This is a genomic window from Saccharopolyspora pogona (assembly GCF_014697215.1).
Lineage (GTDB): Bacteria > Actinomycetota > Actinomycetes > Mycobacteriales > Pseudonocardiaceae > Saccharopolyspora > Saccharopolyspora hattusasensis.
In genome coordinates this window covers 125,973-148,918 of the sequence record NZ_CP031142.1, presented here as the reverse complement: position 1 = coordinate 148,918, position 22,946 = coordinate 125,973, and the positions used below count along the sequence as shown (strand labels likewise).

The window sequence follows — 22,946 nt, the reverse complement described above, 5'->3', positions numbered from 1 at the left end:
CCACCGGCGTGGTGAGACACAAAAACCCGGTAGCCGGGCGACCTCAGCCGCCCGGTACCCAAACCAACGATATGTTCGCGAGTGAAAGGGGAACTGCAGCACGTATTCGTACTCACGAGCCAAAGCGCATGACCCGGAGCTCGAACGGTGCGGTTTCGATAAGCGGCTGAGCACGCCCATCCATCGGATCAAACAGCCGAACACCATCGGTAGCGTTCACAGCCACCAACAGGTGCCCGACACTCTCCCGGCCCCGGGTATCCCTCCTGCGCAACCACACCAGCACCTGGGTTTGCGCGGGAAAAGAAGCGATCTCCTCCAAAACCCCGAACCAATGCTCATGAACGCTGACACCGACCACGGGTCCGAGCTGAGCCACCATCGGACCAAACCACGCAGCCTGCGCGGGCTCCGGCGGCGGCATCAACCCCGGTTTCCCGGCGTTCCAGTCATCCAGCCACGCCCACGGATCACGGTTGGGCAGACCGAACGGCTCTTCACCAGCCGCTTTCGGGACCACCACAGCCGCGTCGAGCATCTGGTCACGCCAGTCACCACTGTCCTGGAAACTCCGGGTGGTACAAGCGAACAACCAGCCACGCTCAGTCTCATCGACCGGATCAGGAGAGACAAGCCCGACCTCCCCGTCATAGCGGTATCCCAGCCACGCCTCCGCCTTCTCAACAGCCCCAGCGAATTCGTCCGCCGCGACTTCCCACGGCAGCAGCCCGCCGACCGAATCACCTTGCGGGCGGTGGAAACGCGCCACCACAAGCTCGGCTACCTCGGCGTCGTTCTGCTCCGCGAACGTCCCCCGCAGACCATCAAGAAAGACCACGGCGTCATCCGCGTAATCCGCATACAACAGGTGACCGGCCAGTTCACGCCCGTCGAGCTGACGACGCAACCACACCACAGCCCGAGTCCCCACACCCCCATCCGCAATGGCGCTTCTCGCGTCCTCCCACGTCGAGCAGGTCACCACCTCCGCATCCGGGAAATACGCCGCCAGCAGCCGATCCCACCAACCCGGCGTCTCACCAGCCGGATCCCACGGCAACGCCGAAGCAGGCCAGCAATTCACCGCGGCATCCGTCGCGATCACACAATTACTCGCATTGACCCGCCAGCGCCACGACCCCGGCTCACCCCGACAAATTGAGAGCCTCATCCAGCGGACCGGCATTAGACGCGGGAAACGGCTCCGCCCCGTCCAGCGGCACGCAGATCGTCGCCGCCAACATCGGCTCGTCAGACTCCACATAGCGGCAACCGAAGAACGCAGCCCGCTCCGTCGAGAGGATCGCCTCCTCACCCCTCAACGCCACACGCTGCCCATAGGTGCCGTGCAACCAGGAGCGCGCCCGCTCCGCGAGCTCGTTCATGCCACTCCACCCCTCACCCCGCCAGACCATCTCCAGCGCAGTATGAGCCCACCACACCCAGCCCCCAAGCCCCTTGCCCGAACGTCAGCCACAACCTGCTCGCCCGGACTACTAGGCTTCCGCGTAAGAGACACCGCCGATGGGGAGTGCCGGCGCTGGAACGGCGACATTTTGATCAAGAGCGAAGATCGCGGTCCGGAACTCCCAGGAGACGGGCTGGCCGATCGCGCAGCTGGCCTGGGGGCGTGAAGGGCCCGTCACCACGTGGTGACGGGCCCTTCACTCGGCGGAAAATCTATGCGGTGTAAGCGATTGCGTCGAATTCGCGGTTGGCGACGCCGTCCCGGAACGCCAGCAGCTCGGCTTCGGTGAACACCAACTCGACTGCTGCCCAGCCACGACGGCGGAACACGTACATGCCGTCCACGCCGCGACAGGTGATCTCCAGGCACAGCCCCTTGGTGCAGCCCTCCCGAGCACCGGCTAAGAAGGCGTCGAACTCCTCGGCGGTGAACACCAACCGCTGATCATCCGACGCACCGAACACCGTCTTGTCGTCACGCAACTCGACCCAACCATCCCGGCGGGCCACCCGCACGCAGTTCTTGTCAGGAACGCTTCTGCTGGCCTTCCGGAATTCCGACTCCGCGAAGGCCAACGACGGGGCTGTGTTCATCGGCAATCTCCTTGGGTGTTACTTGGATGGGGACGATCGTGCGAAGTCGGCGGCAACGCCCTTCAGGAACCGACGGGTCTCCGCGAACGTCAGCGCAGCGTTCGCGAGACGTGCCCACGCCGCCTCATACGCTTTGAGCGCCTTCTTGTCGTCGAGATACCGGATCTCGTTTTCACCCTCGACGTATGCCAGTGCCAGCGGCCCGGCCGCACCGGGCGATGGCACGCGAATCAACACGAACGGACTCGAAATCGGCGATCGTCGGCCGACCGGGCGGTCGAACGGCATGATCTGGAAGTGCACGTTCGGTCGGTTGGTGAGCTTGATGAGGTGGTCGATCTGCTCACGCATGACGGCGTTGTCGCCCCATACCCGCCGGAGGCATGATTCCGACAGCACGAACTGCACCATCGGTGGCTCGTCCCTGTCGAGGATGTCCTGCCGCGCCAGCCTGGCCTGGATGCGATCTTCCAGCGTCACGCCGTTGACCTCGGGCTGGTCAGCGTGCATCGCCCGGACGTACGCCTCGCATTGCAGTAGACCGGGCACGACCTCCACCTCAGCCTGCTGGATCTGGTCCGCGTGTTTTTCCAGATCGACCAGCAGCCGCAGGTCTTCTGCGTAGGCGCGGTTGTGTCCAGTTGACCAGAAGCCTCGCTTGTGGTTGTCCCGGCGCAGGTCGCGCAGTGCTTCCAGATAGCCCTCATCGGTGAAGCCGAGCTTCGATGCCAGAAGCACGAGGTCGCCGGGGCTGATGCTGCTCGCGCCACTGATCAGGCTGGCGATGCGCGGCTGACTCGTCTCAATGAGCTTGGCAGCCTCGGCCTGCGACGAGTCCGCTTTCTGGATCATGTGGGCGATCTCGCGCCCAAGCAGCAGCTTCTTGGCCGTGCGAACAGTTGCGGGCATCTGCTCTGCCTCTCCTGTGATTGACGAGCGGCGTTGCCGAGCGAGGCGATACCTCCCTTCGTCACAAAGGGTATCGCCCCACAGCCACTCGATCGGATGGGTGCCTACGACTTGATTATTTAACTTGCTTGGATCAAGCTTAGATCAACAGGTCGGCGTGATCCAGATCTCGACGAGATCGACATCACCTTATAAAGAAGCGGGATATGCCCATGTTCGACACGCCGGTGCATCCGCACCCAATCAGGCGAAATGCTGCTTGTAGCAGCGGCCTTCAACACCTCTGAGACCTGCCCGGGCCGTTCGGTGTCCTCCCGACGCGACGGGTCGGGCATATGAGGCGGGCGGCGCTGCGTCGAGACCGAGCGGTGCCCCCGACACCGCGCGCCCCTTCGGGCTCCGCGCGCCGCCCGCCACCCCTACAAATCCCGAACACTGGAGTCTTCATGTCCCAGCCCCAGACACAGCAGCGCTACTTCTGGTTGCCAGTGCCGGACGAGTCCAGCGCCTACGGCCTCGTGCGGCACGCTTTCGCGGGTACCCGCCTGGACGCCGGCACAGCCGGCGAAGCGTTCTGCGGCAACATCTTCGCCTTGGCCACTCCATCCGAAATGGACTGGATTCACGCCAAGACATGCCAGGACTGCAACGCGCTGCTCAAAGAAATGAAGGGCCGGCCACGGTGACCTCCCCCATGCGCTGGCCGGACGGCACCCCAGTCGACCCCGAACCCGACGACGCCCCGACCACAGACAACCACGTCTGGCGGTTCACCGAGTCGCCCGTCTGGGCCCGGATCGACCACGAGCTCAAAGAACGAATCATCCAGCGCCTTCACACACTCTGAAGACCCGGCACGATGCCGCGACCTCCCCTACCCGCGGCGGCACCGGGCCGCGCGGCCGGGCGGAACGGACGTCCCCCCGACACACCGCCCGGCCGCACCCCCAACGACAAGGACTACACGTCCTGCGGATCGGACAGGCCCCCACGCTCCCCGGCCAGCACCCCAGCATCGGACCCGGCCACCGGCCCAGCCGAGCCATCCACCGCGAACACCGTCCACTGTGGCGTGCCCCCGACCGGCCCCGGCGTCAACGCGACCACACCACGCCCCAGACCCCGCGCCAGAACCGCCCCCTGCTCCGGCGACACCACCACACCCACAACCGGATCACTCTGCGACACCAACACCACAGGCCCACCCGTAGAACCGACCAAACCCCCAACGAACCCCGCCAGCCCACCACCCCCCGAGACAACCTCCACCGGCACCGCCACCCGCACCGCGTTCACCGGCAACCCCACAGGCACGGGCACCGCACGTGCAGGCCAATACCGATAAACCTCCGCAGGATCGTCAGGCAAAAGCCTGGTCGTAGAATCCATCAACGCCTCGCCCAGATCGACCTTATAAGTTACCCGGCGCTCAACCCGGCTGCGATCGTGTTTGTTTTTGATCAACTCGATCCACCCCTCTCTGGCGGGACGGAATCGAAGGCGACCATCGTTTTGCAGTTCGTAATCGCCGGTAAGCAGACGCCCGCCCGGGGTTCTGGACACGTCCGACGTAGTCGCCAATACCGGTCCTTTAACGACATCCAGCACCACCGACATCAGCGCTGCGGAGGCGCCGGGAATCGCCAGCAACGTCCACATTTTTTCGTTGTGCCATCCGCGTCCGACCTTGTGCGCCGCGAGTAAACGGGCGAACGCCCCAAAATTGATCACTTGCCCATTCCGGAGGCGAATCCCGGAACGGTCTGACGTCATCCGGGCTACGACGAGGCTCGCGTCCTTGTACAACTGGTACGAGTACGCCTCGGCGACGACCTGCGCCTTCGAAACACCCGGGGCCGGGAACAACACCGAATGTTGGGGCAGGCTCACGGCCAGCGCCGGGTAGCCATCTTCGGCAGCGCCGAGCTTCCACGGGCGTGTCCACGCGAAAAGCTGCACCGCCTGCGCCTGCCCGGCCTCGCTCAGCGGCAACAACTCCAGGAACTCCACCAGCTTCTCCAGCCAGGCCTCCTCGTCCCTGGTCTGGTCGTCATAGCCCAGCAGATCCGGATCACCCATCAACCGATCCAGCTCCCGGTAGATCGCCAGATCGGTAGCGGCCAGCATCATCGCCGCGCTCAACTCGGCACGCACCTGCCACAACGCGGGATTCCCGGTCCGCTCACCCGCATCCCCAGCCCACACCCGGAACTCGAGCCGATCGTCCACAAATCCAACGGCGCCAAAACGCACCGCACGATTCGTGTCCCTCGGGTTGGGAAGGGATCGGTACCCGTCGGCACCGGTGTCGTCGTCCACCGCGTACGGATCTGACGGAAGCGGAATCGGCCCAGCGAACGTGACGGCGCGTTGCTTCGACCCATCACTGCCTGCAACGTTGCCCAGCCGGAAAAGCAACGCCTCGAAGACCTTCACGACCTGCGCCACACGCACGTACTGCACAGGGGTCAACTGCCAGTCAAAACTGACATTGATATGCCCCCCTGACTCCGAGCCATATCCGCCCTGCCGCTGTACCGCGCTCAGCAACTTCTCCATACTGGGCCACACAGTGTCACTACGCAGGATCGGCGATGTCGCCTCCACCTCGCAAGGCTCCGCCTCCTCCAGCAACGCCCACTTACCCTCGGCAAGAATCGCCTCGGCTGCGTTCTTACCAACCAGTTTCGAGCCCTGGGCGGTCTGCCAATCCACCAGCCCCGCTCGTTCGAGGTCCCTCCCCAGACCGTCGACCCGCGCATCGAAATCATCGCGGGGGAGCTTGAGCTCGACCTCGAATCCCAGACGCACGTCCGACCGGGAGCTCACCCCACCGGGCACACCGTCCTTGAAATACCTGACCGGAACACGCTCCTGCGCTATCGCCTGCTTCGCCTGCACATACACCTCACGCACCCTCGCCCGGCGAGCATTGCGCAACTTCATCTCCACCGCCTGCATGTCACCCAAGCGCGACTCAACTACCTGCAACTCCGCCGGAGTCCACTGTCCCTGGTGCACCCGCTGCTTCATAGTTTCGACGTACTTACGCACACCGTTCGGATTGAATTCCGGCGACATCGTCCTCAAATGCCGCTCCATTCGACCCGCCACCTCAGCCAACTCCGCAATCACAGCCGGCACGAATACCGCAGCCTGCCCCTCCCGAGACTCACCCACGTGTTCCCCGACCGGTTCGCGCTCGTCACCCACAATCTCGGCCAACTCCGCACGCAACGCCTCGATACCCCGCTGCACCTCCTCCCAATCCCCCCGCAAGCCCTGATCGAACGTCGGCAACGTCGCCAACTCCGCCCGCAGAATCTCGTCCCAACCCTGCAACGCCTCAAACGAAGCCAGATCAGACTCAGCCTGCTTCAGCGACTCCCGCAGCCGCGCAACCCGCAAATCCTGCCCCTCATCACGGGTCGTACCCTCCACCTGCTCCTCAGCCTCGTCCAACTCCTCCTGCGGCTCCTCCCACTCCGCCTGGAAAGCCGCATCCTGCGGCACATCTGAATCCGCCAGCTCCGGATCAAGCCACGCATCGAGATCAACGCTCCCATCCGACCGCGCGTCCCATTCATTCTGTTCATCCCGATCATCCCCAGTCCACTCCGATACCCCGCTCACCACAATTGCACTCTGCTCGTCCTGCTGCCCACTTACCTCCAAACCCGCAACCCGCCCCGACCCAGCCTCCCCCCGGGCCTGCATCGACTTCAGCTCCTCCCTGTTTTCCCTCAGCCTTCGCCTCGTCTCCTTCAACTCCTCCGCAGAATCTGCCCACCTAGCCACCTCGTCCGGCAGGTTACGCAGCTTGTCCTCATCCTTGGTACTCCGCGGCAACGCCTCCAACGCCTCGATCTCCGCAATCTTTTTTTTCAGTCTCGACACTCGGGTAGTCAGCCGATTTACCTCCTTTACGTCCTCTTCTATTTCCCGGCGCAAATTGAGCTCGTCCCGCTGCTTCGGACTCAGCCCCCCCTGCTTCTCCAATTCCTCCAACTCCGCAACCCGAGCGGCGGCTTCGCCCTTGCTCGCCTGGTACCATTTCGCCGAATCCGCCTTAAGTATCTGCTTCCGCTTCGCCACCTTCGGCTCAAGCTTCGCCAGCTCCTCCTCCTCAGTCAGCTTCCCCTTCCCCTTCAACTCCGCAACCCGGGCGGCATCAGCCTTCTTCGCCTGTTCTACGCTCGCGTTCCTCTGCTCCCACTTCTCCGCCCTTGGCTGGAGCGTCGCCAGCTCCTCCTCCTCCTCCTCAGTCAGCTTCCCCTTCCCCTTCAACTCCGCAACCCGGGCGACGGCGGCCTCTCCCGCCTTGCGGAAGTTCGCGTTAGCTTGCACCTCTTGCCGCTTCCGCTTCGCCACCTTCGGCTCGAGCGTCTCCAGCTGCTGCGCATCCTTCTCAGTCAGCTTCCCCTTCCCCTTCCTCTTCAACTTCAACTCCGCAACCAGGGCGGCATCGGCCTTTCTCTCCTGGTAAGACTTCGCGTTATGTGCCCTCGCTTTCCGTTTCTTCTCCGCAATCGGGTCCTGTTGTGCTGCCTGATCCGTCGGCGTGACCACCTCACTCCTGCCATCCCCCGGACTCCCGGAAACAGCCCCAGCAGCAGCGAGTTCTTGCACGTTCCGTCGCTTGGGCGCCCGGGAACTCTCGCCAGCCTCCTCCCGCGAACCCTGGTCAGCTTCCCCCCGCGTCCTCTTCGTGCCCTTCGTGCCGGCTTTCCCCGCCACCTGCCTGGACGCACCACCCCGACGTTTCGGACCCGTCACCACGGCGGGCAGCCCGGACCCCCCGTCCTCGCGGCGCGACTCGGGCCCTCCTGCCGGTCCCGCCGCCGGCAGCTCAATCACCCACACCCCGGTCGCTGCCAAGACATCAGCTGTCGCGTCTATCTCCCCCTTCTGTGCATTCGCCACTGTGACCACGCTTTGCCGTACATGCACAGCATTGACCGCATGCGCGCTACCGTCCCGTCGCTGGAAGATCACCGGCACATCCACACCCACCCGGACGCTCCGCGCGTACTCCTCAGCCCCGGCCAAACCAGCCACCCACCGGGCCTTCCCGCCCAGCGCCTCCACCAACCAAGCCGGATCCCGATCACCAGCCGGCCCCGCCGCAAACTGCCGACCGAACTTACGAGACTTGTGGAACGCCACACAGGCCTCCAGGCAATTCACCCGGAAACGCTTATCCCCGGAGAAATAATTGGCCTGATTCACCCCCCGCAGGAACCGAGACCAAGCCCCCACCGACCCCCCCGCTACCGGATCTGAACCCCCCCACACCCCAGACCCCACCGCACCCGGCCCCACCGCACCCGGCCCTACCGCATCCTCCGGCGCTCGTTTCGGGCCCGCACCACCGGATTCGTTGCCAGCGGCGGAGTGGTTCGCCCTCACACCATCAGGCCAGGCCCGACGACGTCGTACACCATCAGCGGAATCAGCGGAGGTGTCTCGCGCCCCCTCACCGGTCGCTCCTCCTTCCCGCGACGCCAGCCCGGGCCGTTCCGCCACGCGGGAAACACCGCGCCTGGGCTGGACCTGCCCCGCCATCGATTCCAGGCCGCGTTCCACAACACCAGCAGAATCAGCACCGCTGAACATGCCGACCGCCTGAGCCTCCGCCACGGAATCAGCCGACCACGGCACCGCACCAGAACCCCCGGACTCATCCCCCCCAGCGGTTACATCAACCCGGCGCAGATCCTGTTCCCGCCACGACGCCGGCCGGGCGCCGGGAAGCCGCGTGCCCACCTGCTCATCGTGTGTGGTGGCCGCGGGACGTGGGTCCCCGACCACCGACGTCCCCTGGGCAGATGTCGTCTGGGCAGATGTCGTCTGGGCAGCCGGTGTCTCTTCCGGAGCCACCGTCTTCGCACCGGAGACGGGAACCACAGCCGAGACCCCTGCCGGACCGGCCATACCCCGGCGTCCCCCGGCCGGCACCAGGCCACCGGGCCCGCCCACCGGCCTGGGACGAGAACCATCCGCGGCGAACACCGTCCACCGCGGCCCGCGCCCACCCCGCCCCGGCGTCAACGCGACAACAACCCGCCCCAAACCCCGCGCCAGGGCGGAACCCTGCCCCGGCGACACCACCACACCCGCATTCGAATTGCCCTGCGCGACCAGCACCACAGGACCGCCCGTGGAATCCGCAACACCGCCCCGCACGAACTCCACCAACCCGCCACCAAAAACCACATCCGCCGGCACCAACACCCGCACCGCGTCCACCGGCAGGCCCGCAAGCCACGCCGCCACCCCGTCCTGCCGCAGAGACGACACCGCCTGCGACCCCTCCACGGGCAACACCACCGAACCCTCCGACGCCGCAACCCCACCCCCACGATGCGAATCCCCACGCCCCGCAACCACATCCACACCAAAAGACCCACCCACGCCGGTCACGCCACCCGGCAAGGACTCACGCCCCAGCAACACAGCACCACCGTCCGGATCCGCCACCACCCCAGACCCGGGTGTGACAGTCTCCGGGAGCACGGCATCCGAGGACACACCAGAAACGTCCACACCGGAAACGTCCACACTAGATACTCCGGTCATGCCGGGAACGTCCACACCAGACTTTCCGGCCACGCCATGCACCCCGGGCACGGCCTGATCGCCACCGGCAACCGGACTGTACGGCGGAGGCCGCGTCACCGACCGGTCCGAACCAAAAACCATTACCCCATAAGGATATGCAGGTGGCGGCGTACCCGGCCGGTGCTGCCCGGAACCCGGCAGGACCGGAACACCACCGGTCGCGTCCCCGCCCGGCACACCGCCACCAGCACCCTCCTTACCACCGACACCGGCACCCCTCCTACCGTCCGTGCCGTCCGTGCCGTCCTTAAAGTCGTTACTGCCCGTGCCGTCCACAACAGCGGACGGCACGGGGTCTTTGCCGGAGGGCACCGGCACCGTGGCCGAATCCACCGGCCCGACCGGGAAAACAGAGTCCACATCAGACGGCTTCGAGGCATCCGATGGGATGAACACGCTGTCCTTGCCCGGGGAGCCAGGGATGTCCCCTGTCTGCGACCCGGACCCTATCCCCAGCAACGGGGTCTTCTCCCCACCGAACCCGCCACCATCGGTGGTGCCGCCATCCCCCCGACTGGTGCCGTCGAGGTTCGGGCTCGGGCCCTCCGGATGCAGCTTGCCCCGCAACGCCAAACCCGCCAGAGTGCCCAGACCGCTGAACACCGTCTCGAACGCACCCGCCGTCAACCCAAACGGGTTCCACATCACCGGCAGACCCATCGCCGCTTGATACGCCACCTCCCCGAACAACTCCGACAACGCGTTCTCCAACGCCTCCCCCACGCCATGCCCGAACCGCGCCGACCACATCGCCCGCACCGACATCCCCGCATAATCATCCAGACTCTTACTCACCACATCCGCGAAGCGCGCCATCGCCGACACCGGATACGACTCCGCGTGCTCGGCCACCGCCTTCTTCGCCGCCGCCTCCAGAATCGCCTCGTCCACCTCATCGCCCAGCCCCTTCACCAGCACCTTCGTCAACGCGTTGCTGACCAGACCGCCCACCGCCGACAACGGCAGCGACACCAACGCCGAGAACGCCCCCATTCCCGCCGACTGCTCGCTGAGCTTCCCGTCCCATTTCTCGCTGGACTTCTCACCCAGCATCTGCAACTGGGCCTGCACATCCGGTAGCACGTTAAACGCCACACCACCGGCCGCCGCCATCGCCAACCGCATGAACAACTGGCCCCACCACCGCGACAACAACATCCGCATCACCGCCATCCGCGCCGCCAGCCACGCCATCGACGCACCACCGGTCGCCCCCGCCATCGCCACCGCCCACGCCATCTCCAACAACAACAATTCCAAACCATAAATCGTCACCAACTTCAAATACCGCACCTGCCGCGACAGATCCCGCACAAACACCGCCAACTCCCGCAACGCCACCCCACCCGAAGACAACAACCCATCAAAACCCTCCAACTTCCCCGCAAACCGATCCGCCGCCTTCCCCGAAAACTCCGTCCGCACCTTCCCCACCAACTCCCGCAAAAGCCCTTCAATCTCCGCCACCTCCACCGCACCCGACTCCAACGCATCCGCCACCGCGAACAACACACCCTCATCCGCATCCGTCATATCCTCACCCGTCAACACCTGAAAAAGCCGCCGCACCCCCTCCGGCACCGTGATCGACGAAAACATCACAACCACCCAACCCCAACACCGCCAACACCGGCGTTCCTGATGACACCCAAGGCAGCAACGGGGTATGCGGGAACCAGCCTTGTGATCCGCCGGCGTGGTGACGCACCAAAACCCGATAGCCGGGCGGCCTCAGCCACCCGGCACCCGAACCACAACACGCCCCTCACAACGAACACACGGCTCCTTCAAGCAGCAACGTGCACCACGCCACTCGAATCCATTAGATATCACTCCCAACGGATACGCTCGCGAGCGAAAAGGGGGAACTACAACACGTATCCGTACTCACGAGCCAAAGCGCATGACCCGGAACTCGAACGGTGCGGTCTCGATGAGCGGCTGAGCACGCCCGTCCATCGGGTCAAAGAGTTGAACACCGTCGGTATCGTTCACGGCCAACAACAGGTGGCCGACGCTCTCCCGGCCCCGGGTGTCCTTCCTGCGCAGCCACACCAGCGCCTGGGTTTGCGCGGGAAAAGAGGCGATCTCCTCCAGAACCCCGAACCAATGCTCTTGGACGCTGATACCGACCACGGGGCCGAGCTCGGCCACCATAGGGCCGAACCACCCAGCCTGCGCGGGTTCCGGCGGTGGCATCAACCCCGGTTTTCCGGCGTTCCAGTCGTCCAGCCACGCCCACGGATCACGGTTGGGCAGGCCGAACGGCTCTTCACCAGCTGCTTTCGGAACCACCAGGGCCGCGTCGAGCATTTGATCGCGCCAGTCGCCACTCTGCTGGAAACTCCGGGTGGTGCAGGCGAACAGCCAGCCACGCTCGGTCTCGTCGGCCGGATCAGGAGAAACAAGCTCCACCTCGCCATCGTAGCGGTACGCCAGCCACGCGTCCGCTTTCTCGACGGCCCGGAGGAATTCGTCCGCCGCGACTTCCCACGGCAGCAGCCCGCCGACGGAATCACCTTGCGGGCGGTGAAAACGCGCCACCACAAGCTCAGCTACCTCGGCGTCGTCCTGCTCCGCGACAGTCCCCCGCAGACCGTCGAGAAAGACCACGTTGTCATCGTGGTAGTCCGCATACAGCAGGTGACCGGCCAGTTCACGCCCGTCGAGCTGACGGCGCAACCACACCACTGCCCGGGTCCCCACACCCCCGTCCACAATGGTCCTGCTCGCATCCTCCCACGTCGTGCAGGTCAAGACCTCGGCATCGGGGAAATACGTCGCCAGCATCCGATCCCACCAGCCCGGCGTTTCGCCGGCCGGATCCCACGGCAGCGCCGAGGCAGGCCGGCAACTCACCGCGGCATCGGTCGCGATCACACAGTTACCTGCGTTGACCCGCCAGCGCCACGACCCCGGCTCGGCCCGGGACAAATTGAGGGCCTCATCGACCGGACCAGCATTAGACGCGGGAAACGGTTCCGCCCCATCCAGAGGCACGCAGATCGTCGCCGCCAACATCGGCTCGGCAGACTCCACATAGCGGCAACCGAAGAACGCAGCCCGCTCCGTCGAGAGGATCGCCTCCTCACCCCTCAACACCACACGCTGCCCATAGGTGCCGTGCAACCAGGAGCGCGCCCGCTCCGCGAGCTCGTTCATACCGCGTCGCCCCTCACCCGCCACACCATTTCCAGCGCAGTATGAGCCCGCCACACCCAGTCACCAAGCCCCTTACCCGTACGTCCCGCGCAACCTGCCCGCCCAGACCACTGAGCTTCCCTCGCACCATAGAGACATCGCCGATGGGCAATGATGGCGCCGCAACCGCGACATTTTGATCAGCAGATCAGGAAGGACGCGGTCCGGAACTCCCGGGAAACGAGCACGCCGAACACGCAACTGGTCCAGGAGCTGGGCGTCAACGAGGGCACACCGGACCTGGACCGGCGAGCCCCTCGTGTGCAAGACTCCTGCGCGCTCAGTGAGTATGCGCGGGCACCAGTGAGGGACCTCCCGCAACTGCCCACAACCTTCTCGAGCGTGCAGGGCCCCTCACCACACGGTGACGGGCCCTTCGGCCGGGTGGAAAACCTATGCGGTGTAGGCGACCGCGTCGAATTCATGGTTCGTGACGCCGTCCCGGAACGCCAGCAGTTCGGCTTCGGTGAACACCAACTCGACGGCTGCCCAGCCGCGACGGCGGAACACGTACATGCCGTCCACGCCGCGACAGGTGATCTCCAGGCACAGCCCCTCGGTGCAGCCCTCCCGAGCACCGGCTAAGCCCCAATCCACCGATGATCTTGGGTAACGGTTCGGTGGCGAGAGCACGAGATGCCCTTCTGACCTGGGATGATTGATCTTGCGTAGGGATCGATCAACATGGATTGGAAGGGCATCTCGCAGGTGCGATCTTCTCATAGTGCTGCGCGGGTGAGCGCGGTGTTCGACGATGCGAATCTGGTGGCTTCGGCGGGGCTGGTTCCGGTGATGCGGTTGGCCGAACGCGTCGGGTTGTCCGAGCTTGTCGCCGAGGGTGTCCGGGTTCCCGGTTCGGAGGGTGCGAATGCGGATGCGAAGGTGGGCTCGATCGTGGCCGGGATGCTCACCGGCGCCGACAGCATTGATGATCTCGATGTGATCCGGCATGGGGCGATGCCGAAGTTGTTCGGCGGGATCCGGGCACCGTCCACTGTGGGCACGTTTCTGCGTGCTTTGACGTGGGGGCATGCCCGGCAGGTGGAGTCGGCCGCGCGGGAGTGCCTGGTGGGCATGGCCCGGCAGACTCCGGTGCTGGCCGGCGCCGCTGAGAGGACGTTCATCGATGCTGATTCCACCCTGGGCAGGGTGTTCGGCCACGCGAAGCAGGGTGCGGCGTTCGGGCACACCAAGATCGGCGGCCACAATGTGCGGCTGCGGGGTTACCACCCGCTGCTGACCACGCTGTCCACGCCCCGATCGGCGCCGGTGGTTGCCGCCACGAGGATGCGTGGCGGCAACGCCGGCTCGGCGCGGGGTGCGGCGTCGTTGGTCACCGAGACGATCAACCTTGCACGGCGGTGCGGCGCCGGGCCGGGCCGGATGCTGTTTCGCGGTGATTCCGCCTTCTACGTAGGCGAAGTCGTCTCCGCCTGCCGGGCGCAAGGTGTGGAGGTGTCGATCACGGTGGCGCAGTATCCGAACGTGCAGCGCGCGATCGCCGGCATCGCCGAGGACGCGTGGACGGCGATCAAGTATCCCCAGGCCGTCTGGGACGAGGCCAGCCAGTCCTGGGTCAGTGACGCCGAGATCGCGGAAACCGAATTCACCGCCTTCGCCAGCGATAAAGCCCATCGGGTGGCTGGTCGGTTGATCGTGCGCAGGGTCAAAGACAAAAACCACGCTGATGCCCTGTTTCCCGTCTGGCGGTATCACGCCTGCTTCACCACCAGCAGCCAGCCGCTGGTCGAGGCGGAGAAAACCCACCGTGCGCACGCGATCATCGAACATGTCAACGACGACCTCAAACACGGCCCGCTGGCCCACATCCCATCCGGGGTCTTCAGCGCCAACGCCGCCTGGCTGACGCTGGCCGCCCTGACCCACAACCTGCTGCGCGCCGCAGGCAGTCTGACCAGTGCTTTCCACGCCAAAGCCCGCGCCGCGACCCTGCGCCGCACACTGATCAACATCCCGGCACGGGTGGCCCGACGAGCCCGCTCGATCACACTGCACCTCCCGGAAAACTGGCCCCGCCAACACGACTGGCACCACCTGTTCCACACCACCCACGCCCCACCCGAAACAGCCTGATCACCCTCCCCCAACCCGCCCGCAAGGGCCCAACCCAGGAACCATGGAAAAGCTGGGCAGACCAGCGGATTCCGCACGTCCACACCCCACCACAATCATCAACAAAGGAAACCAAGATCACTTCAAACCCGCCTCGGTGGATTGGGGCTAAGAAAGCGTCGAACTCCTCGGCGGTGAACACCAGCCGGTGGTCATCCGGCGCGCCGAACACCGCCTTGTCGTCACGCAACTCGACCCAACCATCCCGGCGAGCCACCCGTACACACTGCTTGTCTGGCTCACTTCGGGTTGCCTTGCGGAAATCCCGCTCGGCAAATTGCGGTCGTGGGACCGTGCTCATGTGCAAACTCCCTAGCTGGTGGTGTTTTTCGCCTGTTCAGAAAATTGTGATTATCACGATATCTTCATCGCATGGCCATACGCGAGATGAGATTGAGGACATGAGTTGCAGAAGGTTCTTGCTGAGGAAGCAGCTGCTGCCCCGCCCTGAACTACCCCGGTGCATTCACGCCTGATCAGGCGGAAGTTCGCTTGTAGCAGCGGCTTCCAGCCTCTCTGAGACCCGCCCGGGCCGTTCCGTGTCCTCCCGACGGGACGGGCCGGGCATATGAGGCGGGCGGCGCCGCGTCGAGACCGAGCGGTGTCCCCCGACACCGCGCGCCCCTTCGGGCTCCGCACGCCGCCCGCCACCCCTACAACCCCGAACACTGGAGCCTTCATGCCCCAGCCCCAAACACAGACACAGCAGCGCTACTTCTGGCTGCCAGTGCCAGACGAGTCCAGCGCCTACGGCCTCATGCGGCACGCTTTCGCCGGCACACGCCTGGACACCGGCACAGCCGACGAAGCGTTCTGCCGCAACACCTTCGCCCTGGCCAACCCATCCGAAATGGACTGGATTCACGCCAAGACCTGCCAGAACTGCAACACGCTGCTCAAAGAAATGAAAGGCCGGCCACGGTGACCTCCCCCATGCGCTGGCCCGACGGCACCCCAGTCGACCCCGAACCCGACAACACCCCGACCACCGACAACCACATCTGCCGGTTCACTGAGTCGCCCGCCTGGGCCCGAATCGACCACGAACTCAAAGACCGAATCATCCAGCGCCTTCACACACTCTGAAAACCCGGCCCGATGCCGCGACCTCCCCCACCCGCGGCGGCACCGGGCCGCGCGGCCGGGCGGAACGGACGTCCCCCCGACACACCGCCCGGCCGCACCCCCAACGACAACGACTACACGTCCTACGGGCTGGACAAATACTCCAGGACGCGGTGCACGGTTACCGCGTCCAGGGGTGCCGGTGGGCGGTTGGCGTTGCGGATGTGGGCCAGCAGCTGTTCGTCGGGGGCCAACCCGTGCTGCTCCAGGTAGTAACAGACGATGTCCGGCCAGATCCACACCCCATCTGAACGGAAACTCACCGGCACCACAGACCCACGCAACCGATCCACCACATCATCCATCGTGGAATCCGTATCCAGAACCACAGTGCCGGCACGGAGATAGCCCAGCACCCGGTCCCGCTCCGCCGCATCCAGCAGACGCGGGTGATCCTCCCCGAACACCGGCTCCCCAGCCTCATCGACACCGTCAAAGACACGCGCCAAGTTCAGCTGGGCAGGCTCAGTCGCCGCCCACACCAACCGGCCATAAGACCGCGCCGCCCGCTGATACACCGGCACCTCACCGCCAGGCGCCACCACCTCCACCCTCGGCACACCGGAACCGGCCGCGGCCAACGCCCGCTGAAGCCGACCCGTCAACCCAGCCGGATCGACACTTCCGGCCTCCACCACATACACCGGCAACCACGGCCCCTGGCCACGGACCGGGCCACGCCACACACGCCACAACCCCCGGACGCCGGTCGTATCCGACAGCACCGCGACCAACGCAGCCACCGCCACATCGTCGACGTCCACAGGCTCGCTCGGCGTGCCGGTGAAATGCCACGCCAGAACCCGCTGCTCATCACCGATCGGGATACGGCTGAACGTCGAGGTCGCGGAGTCGGCCAAGAACTCGGCCAGCACACTCATCTGCCGGAAAGGCAGCGCCACACCACCAGCAGCCAGCTCCTGACACACCGACTCAGCAACCTGGTCGATCACGCCGTCCGCCAACTGCTGCCGAGCCGTTGCAAGGAACTCATCCGGCACCCGGCCGGCAAGTCCGAGCAACAGATCATGCATCCCTACCACACGCTCATCACCAACGGACACGTTCGATCCCTCCATGGGGCACCACCCCCTGCTCATCAAACATCACGCCCCCGATCCGCGTGCGGGCCAGTACGGATAAACCTCCGCGGGCTTGTCAGGCCAACGTTGGGTCCTGGAAACCATCAACGCCTCACCCAGATCAGCCTTACCGGTAAACTCGCCGAGCGGGTCTTCATCGGTCTCACCAGTAAACTCGCCGAGCGGGTCTTCATCGGTGAATTCGTGGCTGTCCGTGTCGCGTGCTCGGATGAGTTCCATCCAGCTGCTGGGACGGAATCGCACGCGACCATCTTCATCCGTTTCGTAAACGCCGGTGAGCAGACGCCCGTCGTCCGTCTTGCACAAGTCCTGCACCGTCGCCAATACCGGTCCTTCAACGACATCGAGCACCGCTTCCAACAGCGCAGCGGGAGCGAAGGGAATCGCCAGCAACGTCCACAAGTCGCGGTTCCGTCCGACACGGAGGTGCTCGAGCCACTCGGCGAACCCTTGGAAACCGACCTCGTCACCGTTCCGGAAGAGAATCCCGTTACCGCTCGGCGCCAACCGGGCCACAACCAGGCTCGCGTCCTTGTACAACTGGAACGAGTACGCCTCGGCGACGACCTGCGCCTTCGAAGCACCCGGGGCCGGGAACAGCACCGACTGTTCGGGCAGGCCCACGGCCTGCGCGGGCAAGTCGCCGGCGCCACCAGTCAACTTCCACGGCCGTGTCCACGCGAAAAGCTGCACCACCTGCGCCTGCGCAGCCTCACTCAGCGGCAACAACTCCAGGAACTCCGCCAGCTTCTTCAGCCAGGCCCCCTCGTCCCTCGTCTGATCGTCATAGCCCAGCAGATCCGGATCAGCCATCAGCCGATCCAGTTCCCGGTAGATCGCCGGATCGGTGCCGGCCAGCATGATCGCCGCGCTCAACTCGGCACGCACCTGCCACAGCGCGGGGTTTCCGGTCAGCTCACCCGCGTCCCCAGCCCACACCCGGAACTCGAGGCGATCGTCCTCGGTACCAGAGACCACAAAACGCACTGCGGTGTGCTTGTCGCCCGCGTCGGGAACGGGTTAGTACGAGGCGGCATTCTCACCGTTCTCGTCCACTGTGTACGGATCTGACGGGAGTAAAACCGGCGCCGCATACTCGACCTTGCGTTGCTTCGACCCATCGCCGCCTGCAACGTTGCCCAACCGGTAGAGCAACGCCTCGGAGACCTTCGCGACCTGCGCCACACGCACGTACTGCACAGGGGTCAACCGCCGGTCAAAACTGACATTGATGTGCCCCCCTGACTCCGAGCCATAACCGCCCTGCCGCTGTACCGCGCTCAGCAACTTCTCCATACTGGGCCACACCTGCTCGCTGACGGGCCGCTTAGCGTCATTACGCAGGATCGGCGATGTCGCCTCCACCTCGAAAGGCTCCCCCTCCTTGATCAACGCCCACCTACCACTGGCCACAATCGCCGCAGCCAGGGCAAAGGCAAGATCACTGTGTGTTGCGCCCTGCAACTTGGAGTGACAGGAGGGGGAGTGTTCGTGTGCGGTCCCTGCTGATCCATTCGGTTGTCCGGCGGATGTCGTTGTGTCCAGTTATGCGAAGCATCGATATTGCGGTATTCCGTAATGTTGCCAGTATATGGGCACCGGTCCCGGTATAGATTTGTTGTGCGTCTTCGTGGTATGTCGTGTCACGGACGTGATGGCTTTTGTTTTCTATTCCCCAGTGGTCGCGGACTTGGTCGTGTAGGTCTTCGGCGGTGACTGTGGTGGTGTTCTGGCTGGTGATGATCCAGGCGCGCTCTTTGCTGACGAGTTCTCCGGAAAAAGTTGTTTCTTCTCGTTTGACGCAGGCTACGGAACGCGCGTGTGGGAAATCGATTCCGCCGGCGTCGGTAATCCAGGTAGTCCAGCGGCGTATCCGGCCGTGGGTGTCATCGACGACGACATGATGCGGTGTTTTCCGCAAGAGCGGAAGAACGCGGTCGAATACCTTTTCCTTAAGCACCGCTTGATTTCCCTTTACTGTCATGACGTAGTCGAATCCGCGTTCGCCGGCAATGTATTCGGCGGTCTCTCGCTGGGTGTGCGCGGCGTCCATGGTGACCACCACACGGCCGTCCACACCGCGGGAGACACCGTCGAGCAGGGCCGTGACCTGGGTGATCTCGTTGGTTCCCGGAGGAACGGCCACTTGGGCGACGGTGACACCATCGCAGTGGATCATCGCGGAGAACAGCGTGAACGACTCGTGATCCCCGATCCACGAACCGCGCAGCACTTTGCCGTCGATAGCCAGCCGCAACGTGCCGCCCGGGATAGGCCGGGCATGACGCAGCAGCCACGGCCCGATCAGTCCTTCCAGCTTCGCTACATCGACATCTTCCAGCGCGCGCCGGATCGTGGACGTATCCGGGACACGGAAAAAGCCGCGGAACCAGCACCATCGTCCACCTATTTTCCGCAGTAACGACGCCGGCAGATCGGCGACCTGGTCGGCGATCTGCCGGAAATTCGACGCGCCCGCCAGCACAGCGATCAACGACGCCGCGAGAAGGAACGCCAAACTATACACGCGGCCCTTCCGCTTACGGCGATCCGGCACCTTGCCGAGCAACTTCATCAGTTCCGCCAGATCGGCATCGTCACCGCCGGCGCTACCCGGAAACGACGCCCATGACGAGCCATGAGAAAATGACAACGGATGGCCTTCTTCTGGAGTTTGGTTATTTCGCAATCTCCATGATCCCAGAAGGAGGCCATCCTCCATTTCCCGGCCCAGCACGCCAACCCGGCCGGCAACCCTACGAGCTGAGTTGATCACTCAGCGCGATCTTGCCTTAGCCCTGCGCCGCAGCAGCCTCCTTTTCGAACACATCCAGCACCTTCGAGCCGTGAGCGGTCTGCCAATCCACCAGCCCCTCTCGTTCGAGCTCCGCCCCCAGACTGTCGACCCGCGCATCGTAATTATCGCGGGGGAGCTTGACCTTGACCCCTAGACGCACGTCCGGCCGAGAGCTCGCCCCATCGGGCACACCGTCCTTGAAATAGGTAATAACCGGAACACGCCCCTGCGCTATCGCCTGCTTCGCCTGCACATACACCTCAAGCACCTTCGCCCGGCGAGCATTGCGCAACTTCCTCTCCGCCGCCTGCGCCCCACCCAAGCTCGACTCAACTGTCTGCAACTCCGCCGGAGACCACTGTCCCCGCTGCACCCACTGCTTCCTAATTTCGACTTGCTCACGCACACGACCCGGATTGAATTCCGGCGGCATCGTCCTCAAATGCCGCTCCATTCGACCCGCCACCTCAGCCAACTCCGCAATCACAGCCGGCACGAATACCGCAGCCTGCTCCGATACCCCGCGCAACACCATCGAATCCTGCTTGTCCTGCTGCCCACTTGCCCCAGGGCTAAGGCAAGATCGCGCTGAGTGATCAACTCAGCTCGTAGGGTTGCCGGCCGGGTTGGCGTGCTGGGCCGGGAAATGGAGGATGGCCTCCTTCTGGGATCATGGAGATTGCGAAATAACCAAACTCCAGAAGAAGGCCATCCGTTGTCATTTTCTCATGGCTCGTCATGGGCGTCGTTTCCGGGTAGCGCCGGCGGTGACGATGCCGATCTGGCGGAACTGATGAAGTTACTCGGCAAGGTGCCGGATCGCCGTAAGCGGAAGGGCCGCGTGTATAGTTTGGCGTTCCTTCTCGCGGCGTCGTTGATCGCTGTGCTGGCGGGCGCGTCGAATTTCCGGCAGATCGCCGACCAGGTCGCCGATCTGCCGGCGTCGTTACTGCGGAAAATAGGTGGACGATGGTGCTGGTTCCGCGGCTTTTTCCGTGTCCCGGATACGTCCACGATCCGGCGCGCGCTGGAAGATGTCGATGTAGCGAAGCTGGAAGGACTGATCGGGCCGTGGCTGCTGCGTCATGCCCGGCCTATCCCGGGCGGCACGTTGCGGCTGGCTATCGACGGCAAAGTGCTGCGCGGTTCGTGGATCGGGGATCACGAGTCGTTCACGCTGTTCTCCGCGATGATCCACTGCGATGGTGTCACCGTCGCCCAAGTGGCCGTTCCTCCGGGAACCAACGAGATCACCCAGGTCACGGCCCTGCTCGACGGTGTCTCCCGCGGTGTGGACGGCCGTGTGGTGGTCACCATGGACGCCGCGCACACCCAGCGAGAGACCGCCGAATACATTGCCGGCGAACGCGGATTCGACTACGTCATGACAGTAAAGGGAAATCAAGCGGTGCTTAAGGAAAAGGTATTCGACCGCGTTCTTCCGCTCTTGCGAAAACACCGCATCATGTCGTCGTCGATGACACCCACGGCCGGATACGCCGCTGGACTACCTGGATTACCGACGCCGGCGGAATCGATTTCCCACACGCGCGTTCCGTAGCCTGCGTCAAACGAGAAGAAACAACTTTTTCCGGAGAACTCGTCAGCAAAGAGCGCGCCTGGATCATCACCAGCCAGAACACCACCACAGTCACCGCCGAAGACCTACACGACCAAGTCCGCGACCACTGGGGAATAGAAAACAAAAGCCATCACGTCCGTGACACGACATACCACGAAGACGCACAACAAATCTATACCGGGACCGGTGCCCATATACTGGCAACATTACGGAATACCGCAATATCGATGCTTCGCATAACTGGACACAACGACATCCGCCGGACAACCGAATGGATCAGCAGGGACCGCACACGAACACTCCCCCTCCTGTCACTCCAAGTTGCAGGGCGCAACACACAGTGATCTTGCCTTTGCCCTGCCACTTGCCCCCACGCCCGCAACCCGCCCAGCCTCAGCCTCCCCCCGGGCCTGCATCGACTTCAGCGCCGCCCTATTTTCCTTCAGCCTGTCCCTCGTCGCCGTCAACGACGCCTCCAGCTCAGCCACCTCGTCCCGCAACGTACGCAGCCTGCCCTCAACCTCGATACTCCGCGGCAACGTCTCCAACGGCTCGATCTTTTTTTCAGTCTCGATACTTCGACCTTCAGCCGATTAACCTCCGTTACGTCTATTTCTATTTCCTGCCGCAAATCGAGCTCGGCCTGCTTCTCCGGAGTCAGCCGCCCCTGCTCCTTCAACTCCTTCAACTTCGCAATCGCGTCGTCGGCGTCGGCCTTTCTCACCCGGTTATATTGCGCGTTAGCGTTTCTGTTCCTCTCCCACGTCGCCACCGCCGGCTCGAGCTTCGCCAGCTCGTCCGCCTCCTTCTTGGCCAGCTCCTCCCGCCCCTTCAAATCCGCAATCCGGGCGGCGGCCCGGGCGGCGGCGTCCTTCCTCGCCTGGTACCGCGCCGCGTCCGTTTTCTTCTTTCTCTGTTTCTGCTCCGCACTCCGGTGGTCCTGCTGTGCTGCCTGATCCGTCGGCGCGGACCCATCGCCCTCGCCGCCTTGATTCCCGGAATCAACCCCAGCGGTTCCTGCCACCGTCGGCCGCTTGGACGCCCTGGAAGAACTCTGGTCAGCCTCCTCCCGTGTCCTCTTCATCCTCTTCGTGCCGGCTCCCCCTGCCACCGCCCCAGACACACCCCGGCGTTTGGGACCTGTCACCTCGGTCGGCAACCCGGTTCCCCCGTCCTGGCTGCGCAGCCGGGAACCATCGGGCGGCAACACCATCTCCCGACCCGGTCCCACCTCCAGCACCGGAATCACCCACACCCCGGTCGCAGCCAAGACATCGGCTTCCTCGGCTTCCTCCCCCTTCTGCGGATCCCACAGATCCACGTCGTGCCCATCGCGGCCTCCCGCATTCACCGCAGCGATCACATGCGCACTATCGTCCGGTCGCTGGTAGATCACCGGCACAGCCACACCCAC

At 64.4% G+C, this 22,946-nt stretch carries 20 protein-coding genes; 6 read left to right on the top strand and 14 right to left on the bottom strand.

Annotation, left to right across the window (positions count from 1 at the left end; translation table 11 throughout):
* Positions 1 to 112 precede the first annotated feature (112 nt).
* From DL519_RS00295 to DL519_RS00285, 4 genes are all read right to left on the bottom strand, one after another.
* Complete coding sequence (locus DL519_RS00295; RefSeq protein ID WP_263399539.1) at positions 113 to 1,105, bottom strand: YrhB domain-containing protein; 993 nt, start codon at positions 1,103 to 1,105, stop codon at positions 113 to 115.
* Positions 1,106 to 1,145: 40 nt separating this feature from the next.
* The gene (locus tag DL519_RS45280; protein ID WP_223838286.1) at positions 1,146 to 1,385 is read right to left on the bottom strand and encodes a hypothetical protein; all 240 of its coding nucleotides are present in this window, start codon (positions 1,383 to 1,385) and stop codon (positions 1,146 to 1,148) included.
* Between the two features lie 295 nt (positions 1,386 to 1,680).
* Positions 1,681 to 2,061: a DUF397 domain-containing protein gene (locus DL519_RS00290; protein WP_190812381.1), complete on the bottom strand. Its 381-nt coding sequence runs from the start codon at positions 2,059 to 2,061 to the stop codon at positions 1,681 to 1,683.
* A gap of 18 nt (positions 2,062 to 2,079) precedes the next feature.
* Positions 2,080 to 2,970, bottom strand: a complete 891-nt coding sequence (locus DL519_RS00285; RefSeq protein ID WP_190812380.1) for a Scr1 family TA system antitoxin-like transcriptional regulator — start codon at positions 2,968 to 2,970, stop codon at positions 2,080 to 2,082.
* Positions 2,971 to 3,416: 446 nt separating this feature from the next.
* Between DL519_RS00285 and DL519_RS00280 the strand changes: the two genes are divergently transcribed.
* Entirely contained in the window at positions 3,417 to 3,656 is a 240-nt protein-coding gene (locus DL519_RS00280) for a hypothetical protein (RefSeq protein ID WP_190812379.1), read from the top strand.
* Between the two features lie 8 nt (positions 3,657 to 3,664).
* Positions 3,665 to 3,817, top strand: a complete 153-nt coding sequence (locus DL519_RS00275) for a hypothetical protein (protein ID WP_190812378.1) — start codon at positions 3,665 to 3,667, stop codon at positions 3,815 to 3,817.
* Positions 3,818 to 3,930: 113 nt separating this feature from the next.
* On the opposite strand, the gene DL519_RS45275 is transcribed toward DL519_RS00275, so the two are convergent.
* The 3 genes from DL519_RS45275 to DL519_RS00255 form a co-directional block, all read right to left on the bottom strand.
* Positions 3,931 to 11,190 (bottom strand): WXG100-like domain-containing protein, encoded by a 7,260-nt coding sequence (locus DL519_RS45275; protein ID WP_223838285.1) that lies wholly within the window; start codon positions 11,188 to 11,190, stop codon positions 3,931 to 3,933.
* A gap of 288 nt (positions 11,191 to 11,478) precedes the next feature.
* Entirely contained in the window at positions 11,479 to 12,753 is a 1,275-nt protein-coding gene (locus DL519_RS00260) for a YrhB domain-containing protein (protein WP_190812377.1), read from the bottom strand.
* 432 nt (positions 12,754 to 13,185) lie between these two features.
* On the bottom strand, positions 13,186 to 13,389 hold the full coding sequence (locus tag DL519_RS00255; protein ID WP_190812376.1) for a hypothetical protein: 204 nt from the start codon (positions 13,387 to 13,389) through the stop codon (positions 13,186 to 13,188).
* 111 nt (positions 13,390 to 13,500) lie between these two features.
* Between DL519_RS00255 and DL519_RS00250 the strand changes: the two genes are divergently transcribed.
* Complete coding sequence (locus DL519_RS00250; protein WP_397545032.1) at positions 13,501 to 14,886, top strand: IS1380 family transposase; 1,386 nt, start codon at positions 13,501 to 13,503, stop codon at positions 14,884 to 14,886.
* Here the strand turns inward: DL519_RS00250 and DL519_RS00245 are convergent.
* Positions 14,798 to 15,226, bottom strand: a complete 429-nt coding sequence (locus DL519_RS00245; protein WP_190812374.1) for a DUF397 domain-containing protein — start codon at positions 15,224 to 15,226, stop codon at positions 14,798 to 14,800. The genes DL519_RS00250 and DL519_RS00245 overlap by 89 nt on opposite strands.
* Before the next feature lie 378 nt (positions 15,227 to 15,604).
* On the opposite strand from DL519_RS00245, the gene DL519_RS00240 reads away from it, so the two are divergent.
* On the top strand, positions 15,605 to 15,850 hold the full coding sequence (locus DL519_RS00240; protein WP_190812373.1) for a hypothetical protein: 246 nt from the start codon (positions 15,605 to 15,607) through the stop codon (positions 15,848 to 15,850).
* A 283-nt stretch (positions 15,851 to 16,133) separates the two neighbouring features.
* On the opposite strand, the gene DL519_RS00235 is transcribed toward DL519_RS00240, so the two are convergent.
* The 5 genes from DL519_RS00235 to DL519_RS00220 all read right to left on the bottom strand — a co-directional run bounded on the left by DL519_RS00235 (position 16,134) and on the right by DL519_RS00220 (position 20,485).
* Entirely contained in the window at positions 16,134 to 17,084 is a 951-nt protein-coding gene (locus tag DL519_RS00235; RefSeq protein ID WP_223838284.1) for a hypothetical protein, read from the bottom strand.
* 72 nt (positions 17,085 to 17,156) lie between these two features.
* A complete protein-coding gene (locus tag DL519_RS45270; protein ID WP_223838283.1) occupies positions 17,157 to 18,029 on the bottom strand; it encodes a hypothetical protein in 873 nt (290 codons plus the stop codon).
* 144 nt (positions 18,030 to 18,173) lie between these two features.
* On the bottom strand, positions 18,174 to 18,545 hold the full coding sequence (locus DL519_RS45265) for a hypothetical protein (protein WP_223838282.1): 372 nt from the start codon (positions 18,543 to 18,545) through the stop codon (positions 18,174 to 18,176).
* Between the two features lie 49 nt (positions 18,546 to 18,594).
* The gene (locus tag DL519_RS00225) at positions 18,595 to 19,929 is read right to left on the bottom strand and encodes an ISAs1 family transposase (RefSeq protein ID WP_190812371.1); all 1,335 of its coding nucleotides are present in this window, start codon (positions 19,927 to 19,929) and stop codon (positions 18,595 to 18,597) included.
* Between the two features lie 16 nt (positions 19,930 to 19,945).
* Positions 19,946 to 20,485: a hypothetical protein gene (locus DL519_RS00220; protein WP_190812370.1), complete on the bottom strand. Its 540-nt coding sequence runs from the start codon at positions 20,483 to 20,485 to the stop codon at positions 19,946 to 19,948.
* A 96-nt stretch (positions 20,486 to 20,581) separates the two neighbouring features.
* On the opposite strand from DL519_RS00220, the gene DL519_RS00215 reads away from it, so the two are divergent.
* Positions 20,582 to 21,511, top strand: a complete 930-nt coding sequence (locus DL519_RS00215; protein WP_190812369.1) for an ISAs1 family transposase — start codon at positions 20,582 to 20,584, stop codon at positions 21,509 to 21,511.
* Entirely contained in the window at positions 21,445 to 21,876 is a 432-nt protein-coding gene (locus tag DL519_RS49590) for a hypothetical protein (protein ID WP_397545031.1), read from the top strand. The genes DL519_RS00215 and DL519_RS49590 overlap by 67 nt, the downstream gene beginning before the upstream one ends.
* A 119-nt stretch (positions 21,877 to 21,995) precedes the next feature.
* On the opposite strand, the gene DL519_RS00210 is transcribed toward DL519_RS49590, so the two are convergent.
* On the bottom strand, positions 21,996 to 22,895 hold the full coding sequence (locus tag DL519_RS00210; RefSeq protein WP_190812368.1) for a hypothetical protein: 900 nt from the start codon (positions 22,893 to 22,895) through the stop codon (positions 21,996 to 21,998).
* Positions 22,896 to 22,946 lie beyond the last annotated feature (51 nt).